The sequence below is a fragment of the Kitasatospora sp. NEAU-69 genome, from assembly GCF_057158765.1.
This window is the reverse complement of record NZ_JBWXUE010000002.1, coordinates 96,675-121,406: the sequence shown is the minus strand read 5'-3', so window position 1 is coordinate 121,406 and position 24,732 is coordinate 96,675. Positions and strand designations below refer to the sequence as shown.

At 72.7% G+C, this 24,732-nt stretch carries 19 protein-coding genes; 13 read left to right on the top strand and 6 right to left on the bottom strand.

The window, feature by feature from the left end; translation table 11 throughout:
• The first annotated feature begins 159 nt into the window (after positions 1 to 159).
• Positions 160 to 831: a hypothetical protein gene (locus AC060L_RS02640; protein WP_483796737.1), complete on the top strand. Its 672-nt coding sequence runs from the start codon at positions 160 to 162 to the stop codon at positions 829 to 831.
• Positions 832 to 903: 72 nt separating this feature from the next.
• Here AC060L_RS02640 and AC060L_RS02635 read toward each other — a convergent pair whose 3' ends face one another.
• On the bottom strand, positions 904 to 2,268 hold the full coding sequence (locus AC060L_RS02635; RefSeq protein WP_483796736.1) for an MFS transporter: 1,365 nt from the start codon (positions 2,266 to 2,268) through the stop codon (positions 904 to 906).
• A 96-nt stretch (positions 2,269 to 2,364) separates the two neighbouring features.
• Here AC060L_RS02635 and AC060L_RS02630 point away from each other — a divergent pair, with 96 nt between their 5' ends.
• From AC060L_RS02630 to AC060L_RS02610, 5 genes are all read left to right on the top strand, one after another.
• Complete coding sequence (locus AC060L_RS02630) at positions 2,365 to 3,249, top strand: LysR family transcriptional regulator (RefSeq protein WP_483796735.1); 885 nt, start codon at positions 2,365 to 2,367, stop codon at positions 3,247 to 3,249.
• A 47-nt stretch (positions 3,250 to 3,296) separates the two neighbouring features.
• Positions 3,297 to 4,259 (top strand): DUF6891 domain-containing protein, encoded by a 963-nt coding sequence (locus AC060L_RS02625; RefSeq protein ID WP_483796734.1) that lies wholly within the window; start codon positions 3,297 to 3,299, stop codon positions 4,257 to 4,259.
• Between the two features lie 127 nt (positions 4,260 to 4,386).
• The gene (locus AC060L_RS02620; protein WP_483796733.1) at positions 4,387 to 5,220 is read left to right on the top strand and encodes a pentapeptide repeat-containing protein; all 834 of its coding nucleotides are present in this window, start codon (positions 4,387 to 4,389) and stop codon (positions 5,218 to 5,220) included.
• A 290-nt stretch (positions 5,221 to 5,510) separates the two neighbouring features.
• On the top strand, positions 5,511 to 7,703 hold the full coding sequence (locus AC060L_RS02615) for a tetratricopeptide repeat protein (protein WP_483796732.1): 2,193 nt from the start codon (positions 5,511 to 5,513) through the stop codon (positions 7,701 to 7,703).
• A 39-nt stretch (positions 7,704 to 7,742) separates the two neighbouring features.
• On the top strand, positions 7,743 to 9,089 hold the full coding sequence (locus AC060L_RS02610; protein ID WP_483796731.1) for a cytochrome P450: 1,347 nt from the start codon (positions 7,743 to 7,745) through the stop codon (positions 9,087 to 9,089).
• Between the two features lie 15 nt (positions 9,090 to 9,104).
• On the opposite strand, the gene AC060L_RS02605 is transcribed toward AC060L_RS02610, so the two are convergent.
• Positions 9,105 to 9,938 carry a MerR family transcriptional regulator gene (locus AC060L_RS02605; RefSeq protein ID WP_483796730.1) on the bottom strand — a complete coding sequence of 278 codons (834 nt, stop codon included), beginning with the start codon at positions 9,936 to 9,938 and terminating at the stop codon, positions 9,105 to 9,107.
• A 95-nt stretch (positions 9,939 to 10,033) separates the two neighbouring features.
• On the opposite strand from AC060L_RS02605, the gene AC060L_RS02600 reads away from it, so the two are divergent.
• From AC060L_RS02600 to AC060L_RS02575, 6 genes are all read left to right on the top strand, one after another.
• Complete coding sequence (locus tag AC060L_RS02600) at positions 10,034 to 10,591, top strand: GNAT family N-acetyltransferase (RefSeq protein ID WP_483796729.1); 558 nt, start codon at positions 10,034 to 10,036, stop codon at positions 10,589 to 10,591.
• A 195-nt stretch (positions 10,592 to 10,786) separates the two neighbouring features.
• Positions 10,787 to 12,910 carry a hypothetical protein gene (locus AC060L_RS02595; RefSeq protein ID WP_483796728.1) on the top strand — a complete coding sequence of 708 codons (2,124 nt, stop codon included), beginning with the start codon at positions 10,787 to 10,789 and terminating at the stop codon, positions 12,908 to 12,910.
• A gap of 223 nt (positions 12,911 to 13,133) precedes the next feature.
• Positions 13,134 to 14,033 carry a carbohydrate ABC transporter permease gene (locus AC060L_RS02590; RefSeq protein WP_483796727.1) on the top strand — a complete coding sequence of 300 codons (900 nt, stop codon included), beginning with the start codon at positions 13,134 to 13,136 and terminating at the stop codon, positions 14,031 to 14,033.
• A complete protein-coding gene (locus tag AC060L_RS02585; protein WP_483796726.1) occupies positions 14,030 to 14,848 on the top strand; it encodes a carbohydrate ABC transporter permease in 819 nt (272 codons plus the stop codon). The genes AC060L_RS02590 and AC060L_RS02585 overlap by 4 nt, the downstream gene beginning before the upstream one ends.
• 64 nt (positions 14,849 to 14,912) lie before the next feature.
• Positions 14,913 to 16,283 (top strand): ABC transporter substrate-binding protein, encoded by a 1,371-nt coding sequence (locus AC060L_RS02580; protein ID WP_483796725.1) that lies wholly within the window; start codon positions 14,913 to 14,915, stop codon positions 16,281 to 16,283.
• A 293-nt stretch (positions 16,284 to 16,576) separates the two neighbouring features.
• Positions 16,577 to 17,818 (top strand): hypothetical protein, encoded by a 1,242-nt coding sequence (locus AC060L_RS02575; protein WP_483796724.1) that lies wholly within the window; start codon positions 16,577 to 16,579, stop codon positions 17,816 to 17,818.
• 37 nt (positions 17,819 to 17,855) lie between these two features.
• On the opposite strand, the gene AC060L_RS02570 is transcribed toward AC060L_RS02575, so the two are convergent.
• Positions 17,856 to 18,878, bottom strand: a complete 1,023-nt coding sequence (locus tag AC060L_RS02570) for a helix-turn-helix domain-containing protein (RefSeq protein WP_483796723.1) — start codon at positions 18,876 to 18,878, stop codon at positions 17,856 to 17,858.
• Positions 18,879 to 19,023: 145 nt separating this feature from the next.
• Between AC060L_RS02570 and AC060L_RS02565 the strand changes: the two genes are divergently transcribed.
• Positions 19,024 to 19,551 (top strand): rhodanese-like domain-containing protein, encoded by a 528-nt coding sequence (locus tag AC060L_RS02565; RefSeq protein WP_483796722.1) that lies wholly within the window; start codon positions 19,024 to 19,026, stop codon positions 19,549 to 19,551.
• A gap of 75 nt (positions 19,552 to 19,626) precedes the next feature.
• Here the strand turns inward: AC060L_RS02565 and AC060L_RS02560 are convergent, their stop codons facing one another.
• The 3 genes from AC060L_RS02560 to AC060L_RS02550 all read right to left on the bottom strand — a co-directional run bounded on the left by AC060L_RS02560 (position 19,627) and on the right by AC060L_RS02550 (position 24,123).
• Positions 19,627 to 21,123 (bottom strand): aminopeptidase P family protein, encoded by a 1,497-nt coding sequence (locus AC060L_RS02560; protein WP_483796721.1) that lies wholly within the window; start codon positions 21,121 to 21,123, stop codon positions 19,627 to 19,629.
• Between the two features lie 150 nt (positions 21,124 to 21,273).
• Positions 21,274 to 22,251, bottom strand: a complete 978-nt coding sequence (locus tag AC060L_RS02555) for a hypothetical protein (RefSeq protein WP_483796720.1) — start codon at positions 22,249 to 22,251, stop codon at positions 21,274 to 21,276.
• A gap of 120 nt (positions 22,252 to 22,371) precedes the next feature.
• The gene (locus tag AC060L_RS02550; protein ID WP_483796719.1) at positions 22,372 to 24,123 is read right to left on the bottom strand and encodes a PP2C family protein-serine/threonine phosphatase; all 1,752 of its coding nucleotides are present in this window, start codon (positions 24,121 to 24,123) and stop codon (positions 22,372 to 22,374) included.
• Between the last annotated feature and the right edge of the window lie 609 nt (positions 24,124 to 24,732).

The window sequence follows — 24,732 nt, the reverse complement described above, 5'->3', positions numbered from 1 at the left end:
GTGAGCCGGAGCCGGCGCAGCCGGCCGCCGGGGCCCCCGGTGCCGACCAGGTATCGGGGGCCTTGGTGCACCTGTTCGACCCGTCATCACCACCTGCTAACCTCAGCCGATTTCATCGCGCGTCAGCGATGGACCAGACGGGGTAAGAGGACAGGTTTCATGGCAATTCGCCGGGCCAAGCAGAAGGCTCAGGTCATAGAGAAGCTCTCCCAGATCGCGCCGCCGGGGGAGAGCTTCATCGCGTGCGTGCACGTCGAGACCGGGCCGAGCCCGTGGCTCAACGCGCTCTTCGACGAGATTCCGTTCCTGGGTCTGATCGTCGCGCTGACCCGCAGGTTCTACTTCCTGACGCTGACCAGCTCCTCGGTCGTGGTGAACAGCGCGAGCCGCTGGACCAACCGTCCCGGCGAGGTCGTCGCGGTCTACCCGCGCAACGCCTTCCCGGTCAGCAAGGTCAACCGGGCCACCGTGTGGAGCCGGATGTACCTGCTCTTCCCGGGGGAGCAGCACCCGACCCGGCTGAACATCCACCGCTACTGGCGCAACGAGTTCGACCAGCTCAGCGTGGCCTTCCCGAGCCAGGACGGCTTCCCGGCCGGCGCGCCGATCCCGGCCCAGGTCCAGGTCCAGGTCCTGCCGCAGGACCAGATGCCGGCGCAGCAGCTGCAGCAGCAGCCGTACCCGGCCGTGCCGCCGGTCCAGGGCTACCCGGCCCCGGCCCAGCCGTACCCGGCCGCCGCCGCGCCCGTCGCCGGCTACCCGGCCCAGGCCGCGGCCCAGCAGGCGCCGGTCTACCCGGTCCAGGGCTACCCGTCCCCGGACCAGCCGTAGCACCACCAGCACCACCGGCGAGAGCCGCGCTCCTCCCGAGGAGCGCGGCTCTCGCCGTATCCCGCCGCGCCCTCACCCCGCCAGCAGCTCCGCCCGCGAGGGCCAGCGCCGCAGCGCGGGCAGCACCGCGAGTGCGACCAGCAGCCCGATCGCGCCGCCGATCGTCCACGGCGCGGTGGGCCCGAACCAGTCGGTGACCAGCCCGCCCGCCAGCGCACCCAGCGGCAGCGCGCCGAAGCAGATCATCCGGCTGGCGCTGAGCACCCGGCCGCGCAGCTCGTTCGGCACCAACCGCTGGCTGAGCGACTGCGCGGTCACGTTCCACACCGACAGCCCCGCCGACCAGACGCCGAACAGCAGCACCACGACCACCGCCTGCCGCCCGAACAGCCCGATCACCAGCATCGCCGCCGAGCCCGCCACCCTGATCACCATCGCGCTGGTGCGCGGCTCGACCCGCTCCGCGACCCGCTTGCTGACCAGCGCGCCCAGCACGCCGCCGAGTGCCATCGCGGCGAGCAGCAGCCCGTAGCCGCCGTTGCCGATGCGCAGCACGTCGTGGGCGAAGACCACCAGCACCGACTGGGCCATGAAGACCGTGAAGTTCCCGACGGCGGCCAGCAGCACCACCACCCGCAGCACCCGGTGCCCGGCCAGCCAGCGGACCCCCTCGGTCGCCTCGGCGAGCAGCCGCCGCCTGACCGGCGCACCCGGCGTGCCGACAGCGGTGCCGACAGTGGTGCCGGCCGCGGTGCCGACAGCCGGACCGACAGCCGGGTCGCCCGTGCGCCCGGCCGGCGAGGCCGTGAACGCGGCCCGGCCGCGGATCCGGCTGAGCAGCAGCAGCGAGAGCAGGTAGGTCGCCGCGTCCAGCCAGAACGGCAGCGGCAGCAGGAACGCGAAGAGCGCCGAACCGAGCGGCGGTCCGATGAAGCTGCGGCCCAGCGTCTCGGCCGTCATCGACCGGCTGTTCGCCGTCTCCAGCTGTTCGCCCCGCACCAGCACCGGCAGCAGCGCCCGGTTCGCGCCCATGAAGACGATGTCCCCGGCGCCGAGCCCGAAGGCCAGCAGGTAGAGCATCCAGAGCCGGGTGCAGCCGAATGTCGCAAGCAGCGCGACCAGCACCAGCAGCGCGGCCTGCGCCGCCTGCGCGCCGAGCATCAGCTTTCGGCGGTCGTAGCGGTCCACCAGCACGCCGAGCGGCAGCGCGAGCAGCAGCCAGGGCAGTTCGGCGCTCATCCCGACCCAGGAGATCAGCCGGGCGTCGCCGGTGAGTCGCCCGGCCAGCAGGGGCAGCGTGGTGATCAGCGCGCCCTCGCCGAGGGTCTGGATCGCGTACGCGCCGAGCAGGTGGTTGAAGTCCCGGCCCAGCCCGGCACGGCGGGCGGGCTCGTCGGGTGAACCGATGGACGTGGTGGGGAGCTGGAGGAGGGTCACGGGGACGACCGTAGGTTTCGCGGGCAGGCCCGGGGCAGCCCGTCGCGTCGATGGAAGTCCCACTTCCATGAATTCGGCTCATGCTACGGTCCGATCATGAGCGATCTTGCCGTCCGCGAACTGCGCATCCTGGTCACCGTCGAGCGCGAGCGCAGCTTCACCGCCGCCGCCGAGGCGCTCGGCCTGACCCAGTCCGCCGTCTCGCACGCCGTCAGCGCCTGCGAGCGCAAGATCGGCGTGGTCCTCTTCGAGCGCGGCCGGCACGGTGCCCGGCCCACCCCGGCCGGCGAGCGCACCGCGGCGAACGCCCGCCGGATCCTGCGCCTGCTCGACACGCTGCCGGACGAGGCGCGCGGCGCCGCGACCGGTGAGCTCACCGGGCGGCTGCGGATCGCCGCCTTCCGCAGCGCCGCCGTGCACCTGCTGCCGGCCGTGCTGGAACGGCTGACGGCCCGGCACCCCGGCCTCGCGCCCGAGGTGCGGATCGTCCCCGAGATCGGCCGTGGCACCGCGGGCGAGGTGGCCGACGGCCGCGCCGACCTCGGCATCGCGACGCTCAGCGGCAACTCCCCGCTGCCGGGCGGCCTGCTCGCGGCCGGCCTCTTCGAGGAGGAGTACGCGCTGGTCCACCCGGCCGGCAGCGCCGACCCGCGCGCGCTGCCGCTGATCGACTGGGCCGAGAACTGCTCCTCCTACACCCGCGAGTGGTGGCGGCGGCAGGACTGGATCCCGGCCGCGACGCTGGACGCCGGCGAGGACAGCGTGGTGCTCTCCATGGTGGCCCGCGGCCTCGGCATGGCGATCATGCCCCGGCTCGCGGTGCTGGACGCGCCCGCCTCGGTCGCCGTGACCGACCTCGGCCCGGAACGCCCGACCCGGACCGTCGGGTACGTCACCACGCCCGAGCTGGCCCGCACCCTCGCGGTGCGCACGCTGATCCGCGAGCTGCGTGAGCAGCGCGAGGGAGCGGTGGTGGCCTGACCCACTGTCAGCGCCCCCTGTCAGTGCCCGCTGGCAGGATCCCTGGTATGAGCACCGAGCCGACCGCCGCCCGCCGCGCCCTCGACGTCGTCGTCCGGCTGGCCGACGACGATTCCGACCACCGCCGCCCCACCGCCGCCGAGTTGCGCGGCTTCGTGCGCGGGCTGCACGGGCCGGAGGACGCGTTCGTCATCGTCGAGCGGCTCCCCGAACAGGCACAGTGCTTCGTCCAGACCAAGCGGTACGCCGAGGACGGGCAGTACGTCGTCGAGTACCGGGACGGCAGTCCGGACCGGCACTTCGAGACCGAGCTGACCGACCCCGACGAGGTCGCGGACGTGCTGCTCGCCTGGGTGCTCGGCGGCGCCGGCTGGCCGACGCCGCACGACTGGCAGCCGAGCGACCTCTACTCCACACCGGAGCTGGACGAGCGGACCAGGGCGTTCGCCTCGCGCGTCGCGCAGGACGAGGTCCGCTACGGGTACCTGGACTTCGGCGACCTGGTGGAGGCGGTCGAGCAGGCCGTCGAGGACGAGGAGGAGGACGAGGACGGCGAGGAGCTCACGCCGATCAGCGGCCAGGAGGCGCAGCGCCTCGTCTCGGCGGCCTGGGACGCGCGGCTGGCCGAGCAGGCGTCCTGGCCGGCGGTCACCGACCCCGACCGGTTGGCCGGCGCCTTCACCGAGCTGGCCGGGCACGGCATCGTCGCCAAGGAGAACTTCAGCTGCTGCGGCAGCTGCGGCCACGCCGAGATCGGCGTGTACCGGACGGCGCAGAGCACCGGCTACGCGTTCTTCCACAGCCAGGACACGGCGCGGGCCGCCGAAGGCGACGGGCTCTGGCTTGCCTTCGGCACCTTCGACCAGGCGAGCGAGCCTGCCGTCGCGGTCGGCCGCCGGGTCGCGGAGACGCTCATCGCGGCCGGTCTGAGCGTCGAGTGGGACGGCTCGCCCGAGCGGCGGATCCGGATCGCGCCGCTCGACTGGCGCAAGCGCCTGCCGGAGGAGTGAGCGCGGGCGCGGCCTGGGCGCGGCTCGGGCGCGGCCTGGGCGGACGCGGCCTGCGCGGATTTGGTCTGCGCCCGATGGGTCCGCTCTACTCGTAGGCACTGCCTGCCCGCGAGAGGAGCCACCCGGCGTGTCCGAGAAGCCCGTCCCCGCCGCACAGCCGTCGCAGCTGAAGCTCCTGCACGGCGACTGCGCGAACTGCTTCGGCCTCTGCTGCGTCGCGCTCCCGTTCGCCGCCTCGGCGGACTTCGCGGTCAACAAGGACGCCGGGAAGCCCTGCCGGAACCTGCAGACCGACTTCCGCTGCGGGATCCACACCACGCTGCGGACGAAGGGCTTCACCGGCTGCACGGTCTACGACTGCTTCGGGGCCGGTCAGCGGGTCTCCCAGCAGACCTACGGCGGTCAGGACTGGCGGCAGGACCCGCAGCGCGCCCGGCAGATGTTCGACGTGTTCCCGATCGTCCGCCAGCTGCACGAGCTGCTCTTCTACCTCACCGAGGCGCTCGCGCTGCCCGCCGCCCGGCCGATCCACCCCGAGCTGCAGCAGCTGCTCACCGCGACCGAGCAGCTGACCCAGGGCACGCCCGAGGAGTTGCTCGCGCTCGACGTCCCGGCGCACCGCGGGCGGGTCAACGAGCTGCTGCTGCGCACCAGCGAACTGGTCCGCGCCGAGGTCAAGGGCAAGAAGCGCGAGCACCGCGGTGCCGACCTGATGGGCGCGAAGCTCAAGGGTGCGAACCTGCGCGGGGCCAACCTGCGCGGCGCGTACCTGATCGCGGCCGACCTGACCGGCGCGGACCTGCGCCTCGCCGACCTGATCGGTGCCGACCTGCGCGACGCCCGGCTCGCCGGGGCCGACCTGACGGGCTGCATCTTCCTCACCCAGCCGCAGCTCAACGCCGCGAAGGGCGACGCCGCGACCCGGCTGCCGGCCGGCCTGGAGCGCCCGGCGCACTGGTAGCCGTCCGACGGCTGCTGCTGCTGCTGCTGCCGCTGCCGCGGCTGCTGTGGCGGTCGCTGCGGCGGCCGCCGGACCGCAGCAGCAGCACGGCCTCCCAGAGCCGTAGCCGGTCGCCCGACTTCTGCGGTACCACCGCCTGGATGATGCCGACCAGCACGCCTGCGACCACCAGCCATTGACTCATCGTCAACTCCTCCCATGATGCGACTCTTTGCTACAGACTGGTGACCGAGCGCACGTTGCGGTAAGCCGCACGGCGTTGCGGATCCGGCGAAACGGCAGGGGGTCAGGTGGCGGACTCGGAGCTCCCGGTGCCGAGGCGGGGACGGCCGCGCCGGCGGATCATCTTCACCAGCGAACTCATCGACGACCTTCCGGCGCGGGTCTTCGAACTCGCCGAGAACCTGCGCCTGCTCGCGGCCCGCCTCGACGACTCGCTGACCGGCTACGCGGCCGCCCACCAGCGCTCGCCGTCCACCCTCTCCCGCTACTTCAGCGGCCACGAGATCCCCGGCGCCGACTTCGTCGACCGCCTGATGGACGACGGCGACCGCCACACCGGCCACCCGATGACCACCGAAGCCCGTGAGGCCGTCCGGCGGGTGCACCGCTGCGCCCAGCAGGAGGCGATGCCGAAGACGGCGAAGCTCCAGGCCCTGCGCGACGAGCTCACCGCCGCCCGGCGCCGGCACGACCAGGCGGAGCACACCGTGGAACTGCTCGAAGACGAACTGGCCCGAGCCCGGGCCCGGGCCGACCAGGGCGAGCTGGCCCTGCGCCGGCTGACCGAGCGCTCCGCGGCGGACGCCGCCCGCCACAGCGTCGAGCTCGACCTGCTGGGCGAGGAGACCGAGCAGCTGCGGGACGAGGGCGAGGCCCTGCGCCGCCGCGTCGAGCAGCTGGAACACGCACTGGAACGGGCGAGGCAGCGCGCCCTGGACGCCGAGGCCCGCTACGAGGCGGCGGAACACCAGCTGGAACGGTCCGAGGAACAGGCGGAGGCGGTCGAGGCGGAGCTGGCCGAGCTGCGCCGGCGGTTCGCCGACGACAGAGCCGGTGGCGCAGCCGCTGCGGCCGGCACAGCGACCAGCACAGCTGCCGCAGCCGCCGACGGAGCCGCCGCCGGCATCGGGCAGGTGCTCAAGGCGGCGGCCGCCGCGAACTACGTCAGCCGCCTCGGCGAGCTCCGGCAGGTGCTCGAATCGGAGCTGCGACGCGTGGGCGCCGAGCACGCCGACACCCTCAGGGCGCGCCGGCGGCTGGCCGGTGCCCTCGGCCGGGCCGGTGCCACCGCGCAGGCCCAGGCCATGTTCCGGGAGCTGCTGGCCGACCAGCTGCGGCTGTCCGGTCCCGATGACGCGGACACCCTGGAGGTGCGGCACGAGCTGGCGCGGGTGCGCGGCGAGGCCGGCGATCCGGCCGGCGCGGTCGCGGCCTGCCAGGAGCTGCTGCCCGACCGGATCCGGCTGGCGGGTGAGGAGGACGCCGCCACGCTGGCGCTCAGCGCCGACCTCGCCCACTGGCAGGGTGAGGCAGGCGATCCGATCACGGCGCTCGCCGCGCTCCGGCGCGTTCTCCCGGTCGGGATCCGCGCGCTGGGCGAGGAGCACGAGGTGACCCTCGCGACCCGGCGCGGCATCGCGCACTGGACCGGCGTGCTGGGAGACCCCCGCAGAGCCGCGGAGCTCTTCAACGAGCTCCTCACCCTCCCCGGCGTCCACCGGGACCACCACTGGGACCACGCCGACACCGCCGCCATCCGGCGCGCCCGTGCGCACTGGCTGGGCACGGCCGGGCACCCTGCGGCAGCCGTGTCGGAGCTCGACTTCGCGCTCGCGGTCGGGCTGCCGGCGCTGGGGCCGGACCACCCCGCCACGCTCGGCCTGCGCGGGACCCGCGCGGTGTGGCTGTCACACGCCGAGCACCCGGTCGCCGCCGTGGTGGCGCTGAAGGACGTCCTGGTGGACGAGTACCGGGTGTTCGGCCCCGGGCACCTCGCCACCCTCCGCACCCGGCGGCAACTCGCCCTCTGGCAGGGCAAGGCCGGGGATCCGGCCGGCGCGGTGGCGGCGCTGGGCCAGCTGCTGCCGGACGTCGACCAGGTGCTGGCCGCCGATCACCCCGACATCCTGTTCACCCGCCGCGACCTCGCCCTCTGGCAGGGCAAGGCCGGTGACCCCGCCACGGCCGTCGCGCTGCTCGACGAGGTGCTGGTCGACTTCGAGCGGGTCCTCGCCACCGGACACCCAGAGACCCTCACGCTGCTGCACAGCCGGGCCGTGCTGCTCGGCAGGGCCGGCGACCCCGCGGCGGCGGTCGCCGCGCTGCGGGACGTGCTGAGCCTGCGGCTGCGCTACCTGGCCGTGGACCATCCCGACACCGCCCACACCCGCCGGGCGCTCGACCGCCGGCGCGCCGAGGTGGACCCGGGTTTCCGGCGCCCGCTCACCAGCGCCGCCGACCGTCCCCCAAGGCCGAGCTGACCGACCCCGCCAACGCCCTCCTCACCAGGTGGTTCCCAGATGCCGACGCTCCCCCCGTCCCTCTCCGGCGCCCGTCCGCTCGCCGGTCACGTCGTCGAGTTCCTCCGTGAGCCGATCGCCCTGCTCCAGCGCGGCTACCGGGAGCACGGTGAGGTGTTCACCCTCTCCCTCGGCCGCCGTCCGGCCGTCGCGCTGCTCGGGCCGGAGCACAGCCGGCTGTTCTTCAAGGAGACCGACAAGAGCCTCTCCATCAAGGACGGCATGCCGTTCTTCACCCGCATGTTCGACCGCGACTTCTACGCCTTCGCGGATTTCGACGAGTACGGCCGCCAGCGGGACATCGTGCTGCCCCGGTTCCAGAGCCGCCAACTGGAGGGCTACCTGGCGGTGATGGAGGAGGAGACCGCCGCCTTCGTGCAACGCCTCGGTGAGCACGGCGAGTTCGACCTGGTGCGGGAGCTCGGTCCGCTGGTCATGCGGATCGCCGCGCACGCGTTCCTCGGGCGGGACTTCGGGGCCCGGATCGGACGGGACTTCTTCGAGGAGTTCCGCCGCTTCTCGGCGGGGCTGGATCCGGTGGCGCCCGGCTGGCTGCCGCTGCCGCACCTGGTCCGCAGCCACCGGTCGCGGGACCGGCTGCGGATCGCGCTCGGCCGGATGATCCAGGAGCGGCGCCAACAGCCGGTCGAACCGGCCGACTTCCTCCAGGTGCTGGCCGAGGCGCGGTACCCGGACGGGCGGCCGGTGCCGGACCTGGTGCTGATCAACCTGGTCCTGCTGCTGGTCTGGGCCGGCCATGAGACGACCACCGGGCACGTGAGCTGGGCGCTGATCGACCTGCTCCGCAACCCGGCCGAGCTGGCGAAACTGGAGCAGGAGCAGCGCGAGGTGCTCGCCCCCGGGGAGCCGCTGACGCTCCGCAGCGTCCACCAACTCTCGGCCCTCGACCGGGCGTTGCACGAGACCGAGCGGCTGCACCCGGTGGCGTTCATGCTGATGCGCGGCGCGACCGCGGAGCTGGAGGTGGACGGCTACCGGGTGCCCAGCGGCGCGGCGGTGATGATCGCGCCGTCCGTGACACACCGGTCGCCGGACCTCTTCGAGGAGCCGGACAGCTTCCGGCCGGACCGCTACCTGGCGGACCCGAAGCTGGTCCACCGCCTGATCGGCTTCGGCGGCGGCCTGCACCGCTGCCTGGGCGTGCACTTCGCGTACCTGGAGATGCAGGTGATCGTGACCCGGCTGCTGGAGTCCTTCGAGCTGACCCTGCTCGACCCGGACCCGCAGCCGGTGCGCGGCGCGAAGACCAAGTGGCCGCAGAGCCCCTGCCGAGTGGCCTATCGCCGTCGGCAGGGGCAGGGCGGCTCTCAGCAGAGCGGCTCCTGACGGTGACCCGCCGCGTCAGACAGTCGTCAGCGGGTCCTGGAGCTCGGTGACCCAGCCGGCCTCGTCGGCCGGGCACTCGAGGTAGTACTCCCGCGCGTACCCGCTGGACCGGTGGCCGTTGGCGTCGATCCAGCGGGCCAGGGTCTGGACGGTCGGCATCACGCCGGCCATCGGGCCGCGGTGCACGATGGTCGCGGCCGCCTCGATCGCGGGCAGGTCCACGATCGAGAAGTCGGCCAGGCCGACGTCCACGACCGTGTTCGCGCTGATCGGCAGCGCCGCGTGCACCAGCACCGCGCCCGTTCCGTCGCCGGCGTCCTCGTAGTAGGCGATGCTCGGTCCGATGACCGGCACGCCGGCCGCCTGGACCCGGCTGCAGAGCTCGTCGAAGAGCGGCCCGATCACCGGGCCGATCTCCTGCGGCTCGAAGCTCGCGGCCGTCGCGCTGAGCTCGACCACCCGGACCGCCGGGATGCTCTTGACCACCACGTCGTCGGTGCTCATCTCGCCCTCACTCTCGATTGTCCGGAGCCTCGTCTCGACCTGGGCCAGCCGGGCCGCCGCCGCGGCCACCGTCTCGGCCAGCTCGGCCTGCCGCAGCCGGAGCATCCCGCGCAACTGCTCGGTGTCCAGCCGTTCGTCCAGGATCGCCTGGACCTGCTGGAGCGTGAATCCGAGCTCCTTGAGCGCGATCACCCGGTTGAGCCGGGACAGCTGGTCGGCCCGGTAGAAGCGGTAGCCGCTGACCGGGTCGACCTGCGCGGGGCGCAGCAGGCCGATGGCGTCGTAGTGCCGCAGCATGCGGACCGAAACGCTGCCGTGTCTGGCGAAGTCTCCGATGGTGAACATGGTTCCTCCACTCCATGCCCTGACACGGTGTGAGGGTCAAGGCCGAGGAAATAATGCCCTGGATCGCCCGCTCGCCCGCGATCTAAGCTCGCCGGATGACCGAGATCACTTCGCCGTTCTCCGTTCGCACCACCGATCGGCTCGAGCTGCGGGCCGTCACCCTGGACGACCTCGACGCGCTGCACGAGATCAACCGCGACCCCGAGGTCTGGCGCCACCAGCCCGAGGGCCGGCACACCACGCCGGCGCAGACCCGGGACTGGATCGAGCGCGCGATGGCCCGCTGGGTGGAGCGGGAGGACGGCGCGCCGGGCCTGAGCTACTGGACGGCCCGGCGGATCGGCTCGCCCGAGGTGATCGGCATCGGCGGCGTGCAGGAACAGGGCCGCGGCCACTTCAACCTCTACTACCGCCTCGCGCGTCCGCACTGGGGCAACGGCTACGCGACCGAGCTGGCCCGGGCCGCGCTGGCCGCCGCGCACGAGCACAGCCCGGAGCTCCCGGTGTACGCCTGGGTGCACGGGCACAACGCCGAGTCGAACGCGCTGGCCAGGCGCCTCGGCATGGTCGAGCACGGCCTGCGCCACGATCCGTTCAAGCAGGAGCTGGTCAACGTCTACACCGATCGCGAGCTCGTCGTCGATCGCGGGTAGGCGCCCGGCCGGGTAGCCGGCGACACCCGAGCTTCACTGCGACTTCACCACCCAACTGCGAACGCAACCTGTTGCGTTCAGGTTCGCTGTGGCAGCCTGTGGCACGCACGCCGGGGGGCACCGCAGTGCTCTCCGAACGGCGATCTACGCGTGTTCCGTCCGCGGGCGCGAGATCGCGTCCAGAGAGGGAGCGGGATGCGCAAGAGCAAGGTGCTGGCCCTGTCGCTGGCGGCCGGGCTGGGGCTGGGCATGGTCTCGGCCGGCGCTGCGTCGGCCGAACCGGCCGGCCACAAGCCGTCACAGACGACCTGTCAGATCTCGGCGGGTGGCCGCCAGGTCCAGCATGTGATCTACCTGCAGTTCGACAACGTGCACTTCACCCGGGACAACCCGAACGTGCCCTCCGACCTCGAGCAGATGCCGCACCTGCTCAACTTCCTGGAGAGCAACGGGACGCTCGACGACAACCGCCACACCCCGCTGATCGCCCACACGGCCGACGACATCCTGACGTCGCTGACCGGCCTGTACGGCGACCGGCAGGGCCAGGCGGTCTCCAACTCGTACCGCTACTACAACCCGGACGGCACCACCAACTCGGCCAGCAGCTTCGCCTACTGGACCGACGGCGTGGCCGACTCCTCGGTGCCCACCCCGTCCGACTCCGCGCCCACCATGGTCGGCGCGGACGGCAAGATGGCCCCGGCGCCGTGGGCCGCCTACACCAAGGCGGGCTGCGACTTCGGTTCGGTCGCCGCGGCGAACACCGTGCTGGAGAACACCACGGTCGACGTCAACAAGGTCTTCGGTGCGAACTCCCCGCAGGCGGCCGAGGCCAAGGCCGACCCGGCGAAGGCGGCGGCCGACTACGAGGGCCTGGGCATCCACTGCGCGCAGAACTCCAAGCTCTGCGCGAAGAGCACCACCAGCCCCGACCTGCTGCCGGACGAGCCGGGCGGTTACAACAACTTCCAGGCGCTGTACGGCGCGAAGAGCGTGGACCCGGCGATCAGCGCGAACGGCGTGGTGCGCAGCACCGCCGGTACGCCGATCACCGACTCGAAGGGCAACCCGGGTTTCCCGGGCTTCGACGGCATGACGGCCGACAACTCGCTCGGCTACGTCGCGCAGATGCAGGAGTCCGGCGTCCCGGTCACCTACGCGTACCTCTCCGACGCGCACGACCAGCACGGCGCCGGCTACGGGGCGATGGGCCCCGGTGACGCCAACTACGTGGCGCAGCTGAAGTCCTACGACAACGCGTTCGGCAGCTTCTTCAACCGGCTGCAGAACGACGGGATCAACAAGAACAACACGCTCTTCGTCGTCACCTCGGACGAGAACGACCACTTCGTCGGCGGCGCGCCGAGCCCGGCGAACTGCGACGGGGTCACCGTCCCGTGCACGTACAAGCAGATCGGCGAGGTGAACGCGAACGCCAAGGGCATGCTGGCCACCCAGCAGGGGGTCACCACCCCGTTCGCGGTGCACGCGGACTCGGCGCCGAACTTCTACCTGAACGGGCAGCCCGCCCCGACCGACCCGAAGACGCGCGCCTTCGAGCAGGCATGGTCCAAGGTGACCGCGGTCAACCCGATCACCGGGAACACCGACACCGTCTCGAAGTACCTGGCCGACCAGGCGGAGCAGAAGATCCTGCACATGCAGACCGGTGACCCGCTGCGGACGCCGACCTTCACCTCCTTCTCCGACCCGAACTACTTCGTCTACTCCGGTGGCAGCACCTGCTCGCCGACCTGCGTGGCGCTCGGCCCGGCCTACGCCTGGAACCACGGCGACTTCTCGCCCGACATCAACACCACCTGGCTCGGCCTGGTCGGTCCCGGCGTGCGCCACCTCGGCGTGACGAACGCGGTGTGGTCCGACCACACCGACATCCGGCCCACCATGCTGTCGCTGCTCGGCCTCTCCGACCCGTACGTGCACGACGGCCGGGTGCTGACCGAGTTCGCCGACCGCCAGGACCTGTCGCACTCGCTCAAGGACCACACGTACGACTACCAGCAGCTCTCGGTGGCCTACAAGCAGCTGGACGCGGGTGTCGGCGCCTTCGCCGCCGCCACGCTGAAGGCCTCGACCGCGAACGTGGTCTCCAACACCCCCGGTGACCAGCAGTACCTGACCGGCACCGCGAAGCTGACCGCGCTCGGCGCCCAGCGTGACCAGCTGGCCGGCCAGATCGCGCAGATCCTGGACAAGGCGGCCTTCGGCCACCAGAACATCCGCCACGACGAGGCGGACGACCTGGTCAGCCAGGCCCGCAAGCTGATCCAGCAGGCCCAGGCGCTCTCCTCCTGAGCCCGACGCCTGAGCCCGATGAGCCCGGCTCCTGAGCCGGATTCCTGAGCCCAGCGCTGCGAACCTCCGCCCCCGGAAGCACGGTTTCCGGGGGCGGAGGTTCGTCCGCTTCTCGCTGTGGGCATGACACTCTGGCGCCACCGCACGGCCATCGGCCGGTCACCCGGACGCGAAACCGTCTGGAGCACAGCACCCGGGGAGTCGAGAGAGGGGGGCGTCCGCCATGCCCGGACCACCACGGAGGGGCCGAGCGGGCGAACGCGTCCTGGCCTGGGCCTTCCTGCTGCCATCGCTGGCCGTCTTCGCGCTCTTCCTCGGCTATCCGCTCTACCGCACGCTCTACCTCAGCGCCCACGCCAACGACCTGTTCGGTGCGCCCTCGACCTACGTCGGCCTGAAGCACTACACCGACCTGCTGAGCTCCGCCGACTTCGCCCGCACGCTCGGCACCACCGCGCTCTTCGTGCTCTGCACCGTGCTGCCCGGCGTGCTCGGCGCGCTGCTGCTGGTGCTGCTGCTGGAGAGCCGGATCCGCGGTGTGCGGCTGCTCCGCTCCGCCTTCGCCCTGCCGTTCGCCTTCTCGGTGGCCAGCGCGGCGGTCGTCTTCGGCGTCTTCTACAACCCGGCCACCGGCGTGCTGAACGGGCTGCTCTCGCGGTTCGGCGCCGGGCCGGTGAACTGGCTCACCGACTCGCAGGTCGCGCTCTTCTCGGTGGCCGGCGCCACGGTCTGGATGAACCTCGGCTACAACGTGCTGGTGCTCTCCGCCGGGATCGGCTCGATCACCCCGGAGATCACCGAGGCGGCCCGGCTGGACGGCGCGAGCGGCTGGCGGTTGGCCCGCTCGGTGACCGTGCCGCTGCTCGGCCCGCACCTCTTCTTCCTGGTGGTGGTCTCCACCATCAACGCGCTGCAGAGCTTCGGCCAGATCAACATCCTCACCAAGGGCGGCCCGGACGGTGCCACCAGGACCCTGGTCTACTCCGTCTACGAGAAGGCCTTCGCCAACGGCTCCAGCGACTTCGGCGCGGCCAGCGCCCAGGCCGTGGTGCTGCTGGTCGTCGTGCTCGCCTGCACGGCCGTGCAGTTCGGCGTGCTGGAGCGGAAGGTGCACTACTCATGAGAACGCTGGTCGGCCGCGCCGCCGTCTACCTGGTCCTCGCCGTAGCCGCGCTGACCGTGATGTTCCCGGTCTACTACGCGGTGGCCGGTGCCTTCATGACGCCCGCCGACCTGGCGACCTACCCGCCCGCGCTGATACCCCACCACCTGACCACGGCGAACTTCGGCGGCGCGGCCCGCTCGGTGCCGCTGGCCCGGCAGTACGCCAACTCGGCGATCACCGCGACCGCGATCACCGTGGCCCAGCTGCTCACCTCGATCCTCGCCGCGTACGCGCTGGTCTTCCTGCCGCTGCGCTGGCGCGGGCCGGTCTTCGCACTCTTCCTGGCCACCCTGATGGTGCCGTGGGAGGCGGTGATCATCCCGAACTACCTGACCATCGCCGGCTGGGGGCTGGCGAACAGCTACTTCGGGCTGGTGCTGCCGTTCCTCGCCTCCGGCTTCGGCACCTTCATGCTGCGCCAGTCCTTCCGCCAGTTCCCGGCCGAGCTGCGGGACGCGGCTCGGATCGACGGCGCGGGCCACTGGCGGTTCCTCTGGCGGATCCTGGTGCCGCTCAACAAGCCCTCGCTGGCCGCGATCGCCGTCTACGTCTTCCTGTCGGCGTGGAACCAGTACTTCTGGCCGCTGATCATCACCCGCACCGCGCAGATGCAGACGCTGCAGATCGGGCTGACCAGCCTGCGCGACGCCGACTCCGCCGACCCGGGCCTGATCCTGGCCGGCGTGCTGCTCTCGCTGCTGCCGACGCTGGCCCTGGTGGTCTTCGGGCAGCGCTTCATCGTCCGCGGGCTCACCGCCGGCGCCGTCCGCTGACCCGCTCGCCCGTCCGGAACGCTGATCCATTCGTCCGTCTCGTCTGTCCAGAAGGAGATCCGCCGTGCGCAAGCTGCTGGCAACGGCCCTGGTGGCCGGCCTCGCCCTGACCGCGTGCAGTTCCAGCTCGGGCGGTGGTGCGGCCCAGTCGGGCGCGCCCGGCGCCCAGGTGCTGCAGGACGCCAAGGGGGTCACCACGGTGACCTTCTGGCACGCGATGACCGGCCAGAACGCCACCGTGCTGAACAGCCTGATAGCCACCTTCAACCAGCAGCACCAGGGCAAGATCGAGGTCAAGCCGCTCTTCCAGGGCACCTACGACGACGTGATCGCCAAGTACAAGGCCTCGGTGCAGCAGAAGGGCACCCCGTCGCTGGTGCAGGTCTACGACATCGGCACCCGGTTCATGGTCGATGCCAAGCAGTCCGTCCCGGTGCAGGCCTTCGTCGACAAGGACGGCTACTCGCTGAGCGACATCGAACCGAACATCCGCAGCTACTACACGGTCGGCGGCAAGCTCGACTCGATGCCGTTCAACTCCTCCATGCCGCTGCTCTACCTCGACGCGGACGCGGTCAAGGCGGCCGGGCTCGACCCGGCCAAGCCGCCGCAGAGCCTGGCCGAGCTCGGCGACTGGGCGAAGAAGCTGACCGTCAAGGACGCCTCGGGGCAGACCACCCGGTACGGCTTCGGCGCCGCGATCTACGGCTGGTTCGTCGAGGAGCTGCTGGCCGAGTCCGGCAGCCTCTACTGCGACCAGGGCAACGGGCGCGACGCCAAGGCGAGCAAGGTGGTGTACGACTCCGCGCAGGGCGCGCAGGTGCTCCAGTGGTGGGCGGATCTGGTGAAGAACGGCTACGCGGTGAACACCGGCACTGTGACGGCGGACGCGCAGGCCGCGTTCAAGGCCGGCCGGATGGCGATGAACCTGGAGTCAACCGGCGTCCTCGGCGGTTACACCCAGGCGGCGAAGTTCTCCGTGGCCACCGCGCCGTTCCCGAAGATCGCCGACTCCGACCAGGGCGGCCCGATCGTCGGCGGCGCCTCGCTGTGGATCGACGGGCCGGGCCACTCGGCCGCCGAGCAGCGGGCCTCCTGGGAGTTCGTGAAGTTCCTGAGCGACCCGGCCCAGCAGGCCGTCTGGCACACCGGCACCGGCTACTTCCCGATCAACAGCAAGGCGCTGGACGAGCCGGCGGACAAGGCCTGGCTGGCGAAGTACCCACAGTTCCAGACCGCGATCGACGAGCTGCACGCCACGAAGGCGACCCCGGCCACCGCCGGCTGCCTGCTCGGCGTGATGCCGCAGGCCCGCAAGGGCGTCGAGACGGCGATCCAGCAGGCCATCGCCGGCAAGCCGGCCGACCAGGCGCTCGCCGATGCCGCCAAGGCGATCCAGCCGGCCATCGACGCCTACAACAGCTCGGTCGGCTGAGGTCCAGGTCACGTCAACCCGGAACAGCGCGTCAGCCTGAAAGAGCCTGTGACGCGGTCCGCACATGGTCGGCCTGCACCGGCCTGACCTGCGCGGACCGCTCGCGCGTCGGTCCCAAACCCGCACGGACCGGTCGACTGTTCCCATTGATCGCATAGGATGTCCGGCCGAAGGGCCGGTGCGGGGAAGAGGAACAGGTGCGCGGAGCAAGCGCGGCGGAGAACGCGGCGGACTACGGGTCGGATACCGGCCGTATTGCGAGCCTCCCTGTCCGCAGACACCACGCTCTGCTGGTGGTCTGGACCGTCATCTGGTTCCTGATCGTCGAGCCGAGCGGCGGCTTCTCCTGGCACTACCTGCGCCAAGGGGAGCAGCTGCTCTTCGCGCACCAGCCGGACGGCGGTCTCTCGCTCTACGCGCACCACCCGGAGCTGCAGATCGGCCCGGTGAGCCTGCTGTTCGCCCGGGTCTTCTCGCCGTTCCCGCCGCACCTCGGGCAAGTGCTGGCCGAGGGGACGATGTCCGCCCTCGGCCTGATCATGCTGGTGCTGGTCGGCCGCACCGCCGCCTGGTACTACCGCGGCACCGGCACCAACCACCGCCGCCTCCAGCAGCAGATCCTGATCGCGGGCCTGGCCTTCATCCCGATGTGGGTGGAGGTCTCGGTCCGCTTCGCGCACATGGACGACGTCCTCGCGCTCTTCTTCACCTGCCTCGCGGTGCACGCGCTGGTGCAGAACAAGCACACCGCGACCGGCATCTACCTGGCGCTGGCGGTGGACTCCAAGCCCTGGGCGATCGCCTTCATCCCGCTGATCCTGGCGCTGCCGCGGCCGGTCTGGTTCCGCACCTTCGCCTGGTTCTGCGGGCTGGTCGCGATCGCCTGGCTGCCGTTCTACCTCGGCAACCTCGGCTCGCTGGCGGCCGCCAAGTTCACCATCCCGAACCAGCCGGCCTCCTCGCTGCGCTGGCTGGGCGTCTCCGACCCGTCCACCCCGTGGTGGGACCGGCCGGCCCAGTTCGCGGTCGGCATGGGTCTGGGCGTGGTGGCGGTGCGGCGCGGGCGCTGGCCGGCCGTGGTGCTGGTCGGGGCGAACGCCCGGATCCTGCTCGACCCGAGCGTCTACACGTACTACACGGCCTCGATCCTGTTCGGCACGCTGCTCTGGGACGCGGTCGGGCAGCGCCGGCTGATCCCGTGGTGGAGCTGGATCGCGCTCGCCTCGCTCTACGGCGGCACGCTGTTCATCCCGTCCGACTCGGCGAAGGGCATGGTCCGGCTCGCCTTCGTGGTCATCTCCACGGCCTATGTGCTGCTCTGGCCGAGCAAACAGCCGCGGCGCCGGGGCAAGGGCACCGGTGGCGGGCAGATCGGCTCGAAGCGCCCGCGCCGTGAACGCGGCGCCGCCCGCGCGGCCGGGCGCGGGGCACCGGAGCCGGTGGCGGTCGCGCCCACGGGCAGCGGCCGGCGCGCTCGCGGCCGCGGGGCGGTACCGCAACAGCGCGAGAGCCCGGCGAGCACGCTGCACGGCTGAGCGCCGCCGCCTGCCCCGGCAGGCGGCGGCGCGGCCCCTACGCGACCCCGCGGCCGAAGCTGCGCCGGTAGGCGGTCGGCGAGGTGCGCATCGCGCGGCCGAAGTGGTGGCGGTACGTCGCGGCGCTCTCGAAGCCGACCGCCATGGCGATCTCCTCCACCGTGCCGTCCAGCGACTCCAGCAGCGGCAGGCTGGCCGCGATGCGCTGGGTCACCACCCAGCGCATCGGGCTGGTCCCGTTGCGGGCGGTGAAGTGCCGCAGGTACGAACGGTCGGACATGTGCGCCGCGCGGGCCAGCAGCGAGACGGTCAGCGGTGAGCCGAGGTTGTCCAGCGCCCACTGCATGCTGACCGCGATGCCGTCGTCCTCCTCCTGCACCGGCTTGACCGCGGCCTCGATGAACTGGGCCTGTCCGCCGTCGCGGTGCGGCGGCACGACGAAGCGGCGGGCCACCGTGTTGGCCACCCTGGCGCCGTGGTCGCGCCGGATCAGGTGCAGGCAGAGGTCGATGCCGGCCGCGCTGCCGGCGCTGGTCAGCAGGTCGCCGCCGTCCACGTAGAGCACGTCGGGGTTGACCCGCACCTGCGGGTGGCGCTGCTGGAGCAGCTCGGCGTAGCGCCAGTGGGTGGTGGCCTCCCGGCCGTCCAGCAGGCCGGCGGCCGCCAGCGCGAACGCGCCGGAGCAGATCGAGACGATCCGCGCGCCGCGCTCGTGCGCGGTGCGCAGCGCGGCGACCAGCGCGGGGGAGACTTCACCGCTGAACGCGTTCGCCACCCCGACCACGATCACGGTGTCCGCGGCGGCCAGCTCGTCCAGCCCGTGCCGGGCCGTCAGCGCGAAGCCGCCGAGCGCGTTCAGCTCCCGGCCCGGTTCGTCGGCGCACACCTTCAGGCCGTACCAGGGCGCCGCGAGCAGCCCGGCGAGCTCCGGCCTGGCCAGGCCGAACACCTCCACCACCACGCCGAGCTCGAACGGCGCCATGCCCTCGAACGCGTACACGGCCACGGTGTGCACCGGCTCCGGGCGGCGGCCGATCGCTACGGAGACGGGTTCTGGCATCGGCTGGCCCCTCGATCACGTCGGTGGTGGTTGGCGGGATCTTGGCGAGTGTAGTCGTCAGCGCCACTGTCCGGCGATGCGGTCCGGACGCGAAGATCGATTCGTCGCCAGGCAGAGCCGCTCAGAGACCACCAGGAGCCCGAAGATGACCATTACGTCCACCATCGCGTCCGTCGCCTCCTCCACCGTCGCGTCCGTCGCCTCGCCCGGCTCGCCCGCTGCCTCGCCGGTGCTCTCGCCGGTCACCGAGATCCCGGCGCTGTCGCCCGAGCGCGCGTTCGCCTTCTTCGCCGAGCGGCTCGGCTGCCAGGCCGACCCGGCCGACGTCTGGTACGCGATGCGCGACGGCCGCCAGGACTTCACCATCCTCGACGTCCGCGCCGAGGGCTCGCACCGCAAGACCCACCTGCCCGGCGCGATCAGCCTGCCGGTCGCCGAGATCACCCCCGAGCGGGTTGCCGAGCTGCCGGCCGGCCTGCTGCTCGTCTACTGCTGGGGCCCGGCCTGCAACGGCTCCACCAAGGCCGCGATGAAGCTCGCCGCGCTCGGCCGCGAGGTCAAGGAGATGATCGGCGGCCTGGAGTACTGGATCCGCGAGGGCTGGCCGACCGAGGGCCGGCGCCCGATCGACCCGGCGAAGGCCACCCCGGCCGACCTCGGCCTGGTCTGCTGACCTGCCACCAAACGGCGGTGCCCCCGCCCCGGCCGAAGCCGCGACGGGGGCACCACAGGCGCAGGCGTCAGCCGGTCAGCCCGTCAGCGAGGCCATCCAGCTCTCGACCTCGTCCGCGGTGCGCGGCAGGCCGGCCGAGAGGTTCTCGTTGCCGTCCGCGGTGACCAGGATGTCGTCCTCGATCCGCACCCCGATGCCGCGGTACTCCTCCGGCACCGTCAGGTCGTCCTGCTGGAAGTACAGACCGGGCTCGACGGTCAGGCACATGCCGGGCTCCAGCGTCGCGTCCACGTAGGACTCGCGGCGCGCCTGGGCGCAGTCGTGCACGTCGAGGCCGAGCATGTGGCCGGTGCCGTGCAGCGTCCAGCGGCGCTGGAGGCCGAGCTCGAGCACCTTCTCCACGTCGTACACCGAGGCGTCGAGCAGGCCCCAGGCGAGCAGGTGCTCGGCGAGCACGCGCTGCGCGGCGTCGTGGAAGTCGCGGAACCGGGCGCCGGGCTTGACGGCCGCGATGCCTGCCTCCTGGGCGGCGTACACGGCGTCGTAGATCTTGCGCTGCAGCGGGTTGAACGTGCCGTTGATCGGCAGCGTGCGGGTCACGTCGGCGGTGTAGAGCGTGTGCGTCTCCACGCCGGCGTCGAGCAGCAGCAGCTCGCCCGGGCGCACGTCGCCGTCGTTGCGCACCCAGTGCAGCGTGGTGGCGTGCGGGCCGGCGGCGGCGATCGAGCCGTAGCCGACGTCGTTGCCCTCGACCCGGGCGCGGCGCCAGAAGGTGCCCTCGATCCAGCGCTCCGAGGTGGCCACGGCCTGGCCGAGCTCGCGCACCACGTCGGTGAAGCCGTTGACGGTGGCGTTGCAGGCGGCGCGCAGCTCGCCGATCTCCCACTCGTCCTTGATCAGGCGCAGGCCGCTCAGGAAGACCTTGAGCTCGTCGTCGCGCTCCTCGTCGGTGGTCAGCGCGGCCTCCAGGCCGGCGTCGTAGCCGCGCACGATCCGGGTCGGCACCCCGCCGGCCGCCTGCAGCTCCTCGACGGCCTTGCGGACGTCGCGGGTCGCCAGCCCGAGCAGCGCCTCGGCCTCGGTGAGGCTGTGGCGCCGGCCGACCCAGAGCTCGCCCTGGCCGTCCAGCCAGAACTCGCCGTTCTCCCGGTTGGAGCGCGGCAGCCGGTAGAGCGCGGCCTGGTGCCCGCCCTCGGCGAGCGGCTCCAGCACGAGCAGCGCGTCCTCGGTCTGGTCACCGGTCAGGTGCACGTACTCGCTGGCGGCGCGGAAGGAGTACTCGGTGTCGTTGGCCCGGGTGCGCAGGTTGCCCGCCGGGACGACCAGCCGCTCGCCGGGGAAGGCCGCCGAGAGCGCGGCGCGCCGGGTGGCGGCGTACGACGCCACCGCCAGCGGCTCCAGACCGCGCAGCTCGGTGTCGGCCCAGCCGGACTTCATCGAGGCCGCCAGCTCGTCCGACACGTCGCCGTACAGTCCGTTCTTCCGGCCCTTGATCGGCTGCTCGGCCTCGGTCTCCTCGGTGCCGGCCCCCTCGGGGTTCTCGGCCGATGCCGGGGTGCGGTCCTCGGTCACGTACGTCGCCTCCTTGCGAGTCACTCCGCCCCGGCGCGTCGGATCACGACACGGTCGGGCGGCTGTGGCTCCCATGGTACGGAGGATCGTCCGATCGCCCGTTCGGGAGGGGGCCGACCGCTCCCGGGCCCGCTCCCGAACGGGTGGTGCTCAGGTCGTGCCGACGGTGTTGCTGGCCCAGAGGGCGTACGAGGGCAGCATCGGCCCGATCCGGTAGACGACCGCGTTGCCGTCCTCCTGCACGGCGAGGTAGGCGCCCGGGTTGCCCCACGTCCCGGTGGACCAGAGCGCGCCGGCGGGGTCGCCGCGGTCGGGCAGGTAGACGACCAGGTTGCCGTCGGGCTGCATGATCGCCCAGGCGCCCGGGTGCCCCTCGGTCCTGCTGTTCCAGACCGGGATGGGGCGCAGCGTGCGGTAGAGGACCAGGTTGCCGTCGGGCTGCATGACCAGGTAGTCGGTGCCGGAGCCGGTCCACTGGCCGGGGTTGAGCCACTGGCCGGAGTTCAGGCCCATCGTGTACTCGTCGGCCCGGCCTGCCCCGGCGTTCCACAGCGTGCTCGTGCCGTTGCCCGTCTGGTGGCCGGGCCAGTTCACCTGGAAGTCCCCGAGGGCGGTCATCTTGGCGCACGCACCCGGGTGGCCCCAGGTGTGGCTGGACCAGAGCGCGCCGGCCGGGTCGCTGCGGCCGGGCAGGTAGACGACCAGGTTGCCGTCCGGCTGCATGACCGCGTAGGAACCCGGGTGGCCGGCGGTGCCGGTGTCCCACAGCGAGGGGCCCCGAGAGCTTTCGGCCCCCAGCAGGTAGACGACGAGGTCGCCGTCCGGGTCCATCGACAGTTGCTCGTTGCCGTCGACCTTGACCTGCCCGGGGGCGAGGCGCTCGCCGGTGAGCAGCGGGTCGGAGCCGGTGACGTCACCCGAGAACGCCTGGCACTGGCGACCCGGCGCCGCCGTGCCCGCGGTCCTGCCTGCCGCCGTGCCCGCCGCCTTGCCTGCCGCTGCCCTGGCCGTCGGCGCGGCCGAGGCGATCGGCGCTGTGGCGGCCAGCAGCCCGCCGGCCAGGCCGGCCGCCAGTGCAGCCGCCGCGAGTCTGCGGCGGCGGCTGCCTCCGAGTTCGGTTCTGCGCATGCTTTCTCCCCCAAGGCTCGCTTCGCACAGTGGAATTGAGCCGCCCGCGAGCACGGTGCGGCCGATCCATTGTCACCCCGGGCGAGCCCCGGGTCCCGCCCGGCGGCGTGCGTAGATTTCCTACTCGAACCGTGCCGCGAGCACGACCAGATCGTCCGTCAGCCGGGCGACCTCGTCCGCGCACATCGCCAGCAGGTGCGTGCACAACCGCTCCGGATCGTGCCGGACCTCGCGCGGGGCGTCGGCGGCGGCCTTGCGCAGCCGGGCCTGGCCGGTGTGCAGCGTCGGGCCGAAGCAGCGGGCCAGGCCCTCGGTGTAGAGCAGCAGCAGGTCGCCGCGCTCGGCGCTGAGCTCCACGCCGGGCGCCTCCCAGCAGCTGAGCATGCCGAGCGGGGCGGAGAGCGAGGTCTCCACGAAGTTCGCGCCGTAGCGGGTGACCAGCACCGGCGGGCAGTGGCCGGCGCCGGCCAGCGTGATCCGGCGCTCGCCGGGCTCCAGGCAGGCGTACACGGCGGTCGCGGTGCGGGCCGGTTCGGTCGTCTTGAGCAGCAGCTCCAGGTCGCCGAGCACCGAGACCGGGTCCTCGCCCTCCAGCACCGCATAGGCGCGCAGCGCGGCCCGGACCCGGCCCATCGCGGTGGCCGCGCCCGGGGCCGAGCCCGGTCCGGCGCCGGGGCCGTCGCCGGAGACCGAGCCCACGGTCAGACCGACCGAGCCGTCCGGCAGCGCGATCGCGTCGTACCAGTCGCTGCCGGCCGAGCGGTCCAGGCCGGCCGGCACCCAGCGGGCGGCCAGCCGCAGGCCGGGGACGTACGGCAGGTGGTCGGGCAGCAGGCCGCGGCGCAGCGCCTCGGTGGCCCGGCAGCGGCGCTCCGCCTCCAGCCGGCCGGCCAGCAGCGGCGCCGCGAACGCGATGTAGCGGTGTGCCAGCCGCTGCCGCTCGGGGCTGGGCCGGGTGGGCGTGGCGAAGAACCAGACGGCGGCGGCGAGCGGCCCGTCCTCCTCGGTGGCGAGCGGCAGCGCGTAGCAGGCCGCCAGGCCGAGCGTGGCGGCGACCTCGTGCAGCCGCGGATCGACGGACGGGCCGGCGGCCAGGTCGGGGTGGAGCAGCTGGTGCGGGCGGTCCGCCTGGTTCAGCAGGCCGGCGAACGGGCCGTGCTCGACCGGGACGGTCTCCAGCGCGCCGAGCGCGGCGCAGTCCAGGCCGAGGCCGATCATCGGGCCGTAGCCGGCGTGGTCGTGCCAGCCGGCGCCGGACAGGCCGTCAGGGCCGGGGCGGACCGGGCGGGGCAGGCGGGGCCGGCCGGCGACGGCGGCAGCCGGGGTGACGGCGGCGAGCGGGGTGCTCTCGCCGCAGTCGCGGGCGATCGGGACCAGCAGTCCGCGGTCGGCGCCGAGCAGTTCGGCGCCCGAGTCGAGCAGCGTGGTCAGCGTCGCGGCCAGGCCGCGGGCCCGGGCCAGCCGCTCGGTGTGCCGGTTCAGCCAGTCGAGCGCGGCCAGTTCGGCCGGGCGGCCGGCGTCGTGGCCGGCGTCCTGGTCGGCAGAGTGATCGGGGGTATGACCGGGTGCGTGGTCGGGTGCGTGACCGGTGGCGCGGGCGGCCGGGTGGTCCTCGGGCCGGTCGGCGGCGCGCTCGGGCGAACGATGCGACGGAGCGTCAGCCGGACCGGCCGGCACCGCGTCGGACGAGTCGTTCGGGACGGCCGGTTGAGGCAGGCTCAGCAGCGTGGCGAGCCGTCCGGTCGGTGGTTCCGGGGGCTCGGCGGCACCGGTCCCACCGGCGCCCGACAAGCCGCTCGCACCCTCGGCCGGTTCGGACGCGCCGGCGCCGGCGCCGCTCACGCCGGGGGCGGATGGAAGCTTGTCACTCATACCGCGACTCCCAGCGCTGTGGTACGTGTCAGCGGTCTCTGTCAGGACGAGCCCTGGCAAACCGTTCTCAATGCCCCGTTTCTACACAGGTCGGTCGGGGCGTGTCCAGAATCGGGACAGCGCCGGATGGCTGTTTCTGCACCGGCCGCGCGCCCCCGCCGACGGCTGGAGTGGAGCACCCGGTGAACGGGCAGAAGCTGAGCAGAGGCTGCCGGTCCCCGCGCGGATCGTAGGGGTCCCCCGTCCGGCAACCCGGCTGACCGGAAGTCACTCACTCTTACGGTGGAACCGGAGGACGTCGATCGGCGTCCATCTGGTCGCATGAGGGATTCTCGTTCCAGGGACGCGTCCGCGGCCTGCCCAGCCCGGCGTCCCGTCGCGGTGCGCTGCTCCACCCAATGCCCTGCTCCACTCGGAACCGCGCCACCCGGCGAGTGCCCCGGTCGGCGAACCACCCGACTCCGGGGCCGCCCGGCAGCCATTCGGTCGGCAGCCATCCGGTCGGTCCGAGCGAACGAAGCGGTTTCCCGGCCGCGCCAGACCATGTCCTGGCGGCGCCGGACCAGCTCTTGATCGAGATCCAGGTCCACCCGGTTGCGGAGAGGAACG

What these genes read in the sequence shown, in the direction of transcription:
- AC060L_RS02640 (WP_483796737.1), top strand. Translation starts at nt 160, where the DNA reads ATGGCAATTCGCCGGGCCAAGCAGAAGGCTCAGGTCATAGAGAAGCTC.
- AC060L_RS02630 (WP_483796735.1), top strand. Translation starts at nt 2,365, where the DNA reads ATGAGCGATCTTGCCGTCCGCGAACTGCGCATCCTGGTCACCGTCGAG.
- AC060L_RS02625 (WP_483796734.1), top strand. Translation starts at nt 3,297, where the DNA reads ATGAGCACCGAGCCGACCGCCGCCCGCCGCGCCCTCGACGTCGTCGTC.
- AC060L_RS02610 (WP_483796731.1), top strand. Translation starts at nt 7,743, where the DNA reads ATGCCGACGCTCCCCCCGTCCCTCTCCGGCGCCCGTCCGCTCGCCGGT.
- AC060L_RS02605 (WP_483796730.1), bottom strand. Translation starts at nt 9,938, where the DNA reads ATGTTCACCATCGGAGACTTCGCCAGACACGGCAGCGTTTCGGTCCGC.
- AC060L_RS02600 (WP_483796729.1), top strand. Translation starts at nt 10,034, where the DNA reads ATGACCGAGATCACTTCGCCGTTCTCCGTTCGCACCACCGATCGGCTC.
- AC060L_RS02595 (WP_483796728.1), top strand. Translation starts at nt 10,787, where the DNA reads ATGCGCAAGAGCAAGGTGCTGGCCCTGTCGCTGGCGGCCGGGCTGGGG.
- AC060L_RS02590 (WP_483796727.1), top strand. Translation starts at nt 13,134, where the DNA reads ATGCCCGGACCACCACGGAGGGGCCGAGCGGGCGAACGCGTCCTGGCC.
- AC060L_RS02585 (WP_483796726.1), top strand. Translation starts at nt 14,030, where the DNA reads ATGAGAACGCTGGTCGGCCGCGCCGCCGTCTACCTGGTCCTCGCCGTA.
- AC060L_RS02570 (WP_483796723.1), bottom strand. Translation starts at nt 18,878, where the DNA reads ATGCCAGAACCCGTCTCCGTAGCGATCGGCCGCCGCCCGGAGCCGGTG.
- AC060L_RS02565 (WP_483796722.1), top strand. Translation starts at nt 19,024, where the DNA reads ATGACCATTACGTCCACCATCGCGTCCGTCGCCTCCTCCACCGTCGCG.
- AC060L_RS02555 (WP_483796720.1), bottom strand. Translation starts at nt 22,251, where the DNA reads ATGCGCAGAACCGAACTCGGAGGCAGCCGCCGCCGCAGACTCGCGGCG.
- AC060L_RS02550 (WP_483796719.1), bottom strand. Translation starts at nt 24,123, where the DNA reads ATGAGTGACAAGCTTCCATCCGCCCCCGGCGTGAGCGGCGCCGGCGCC.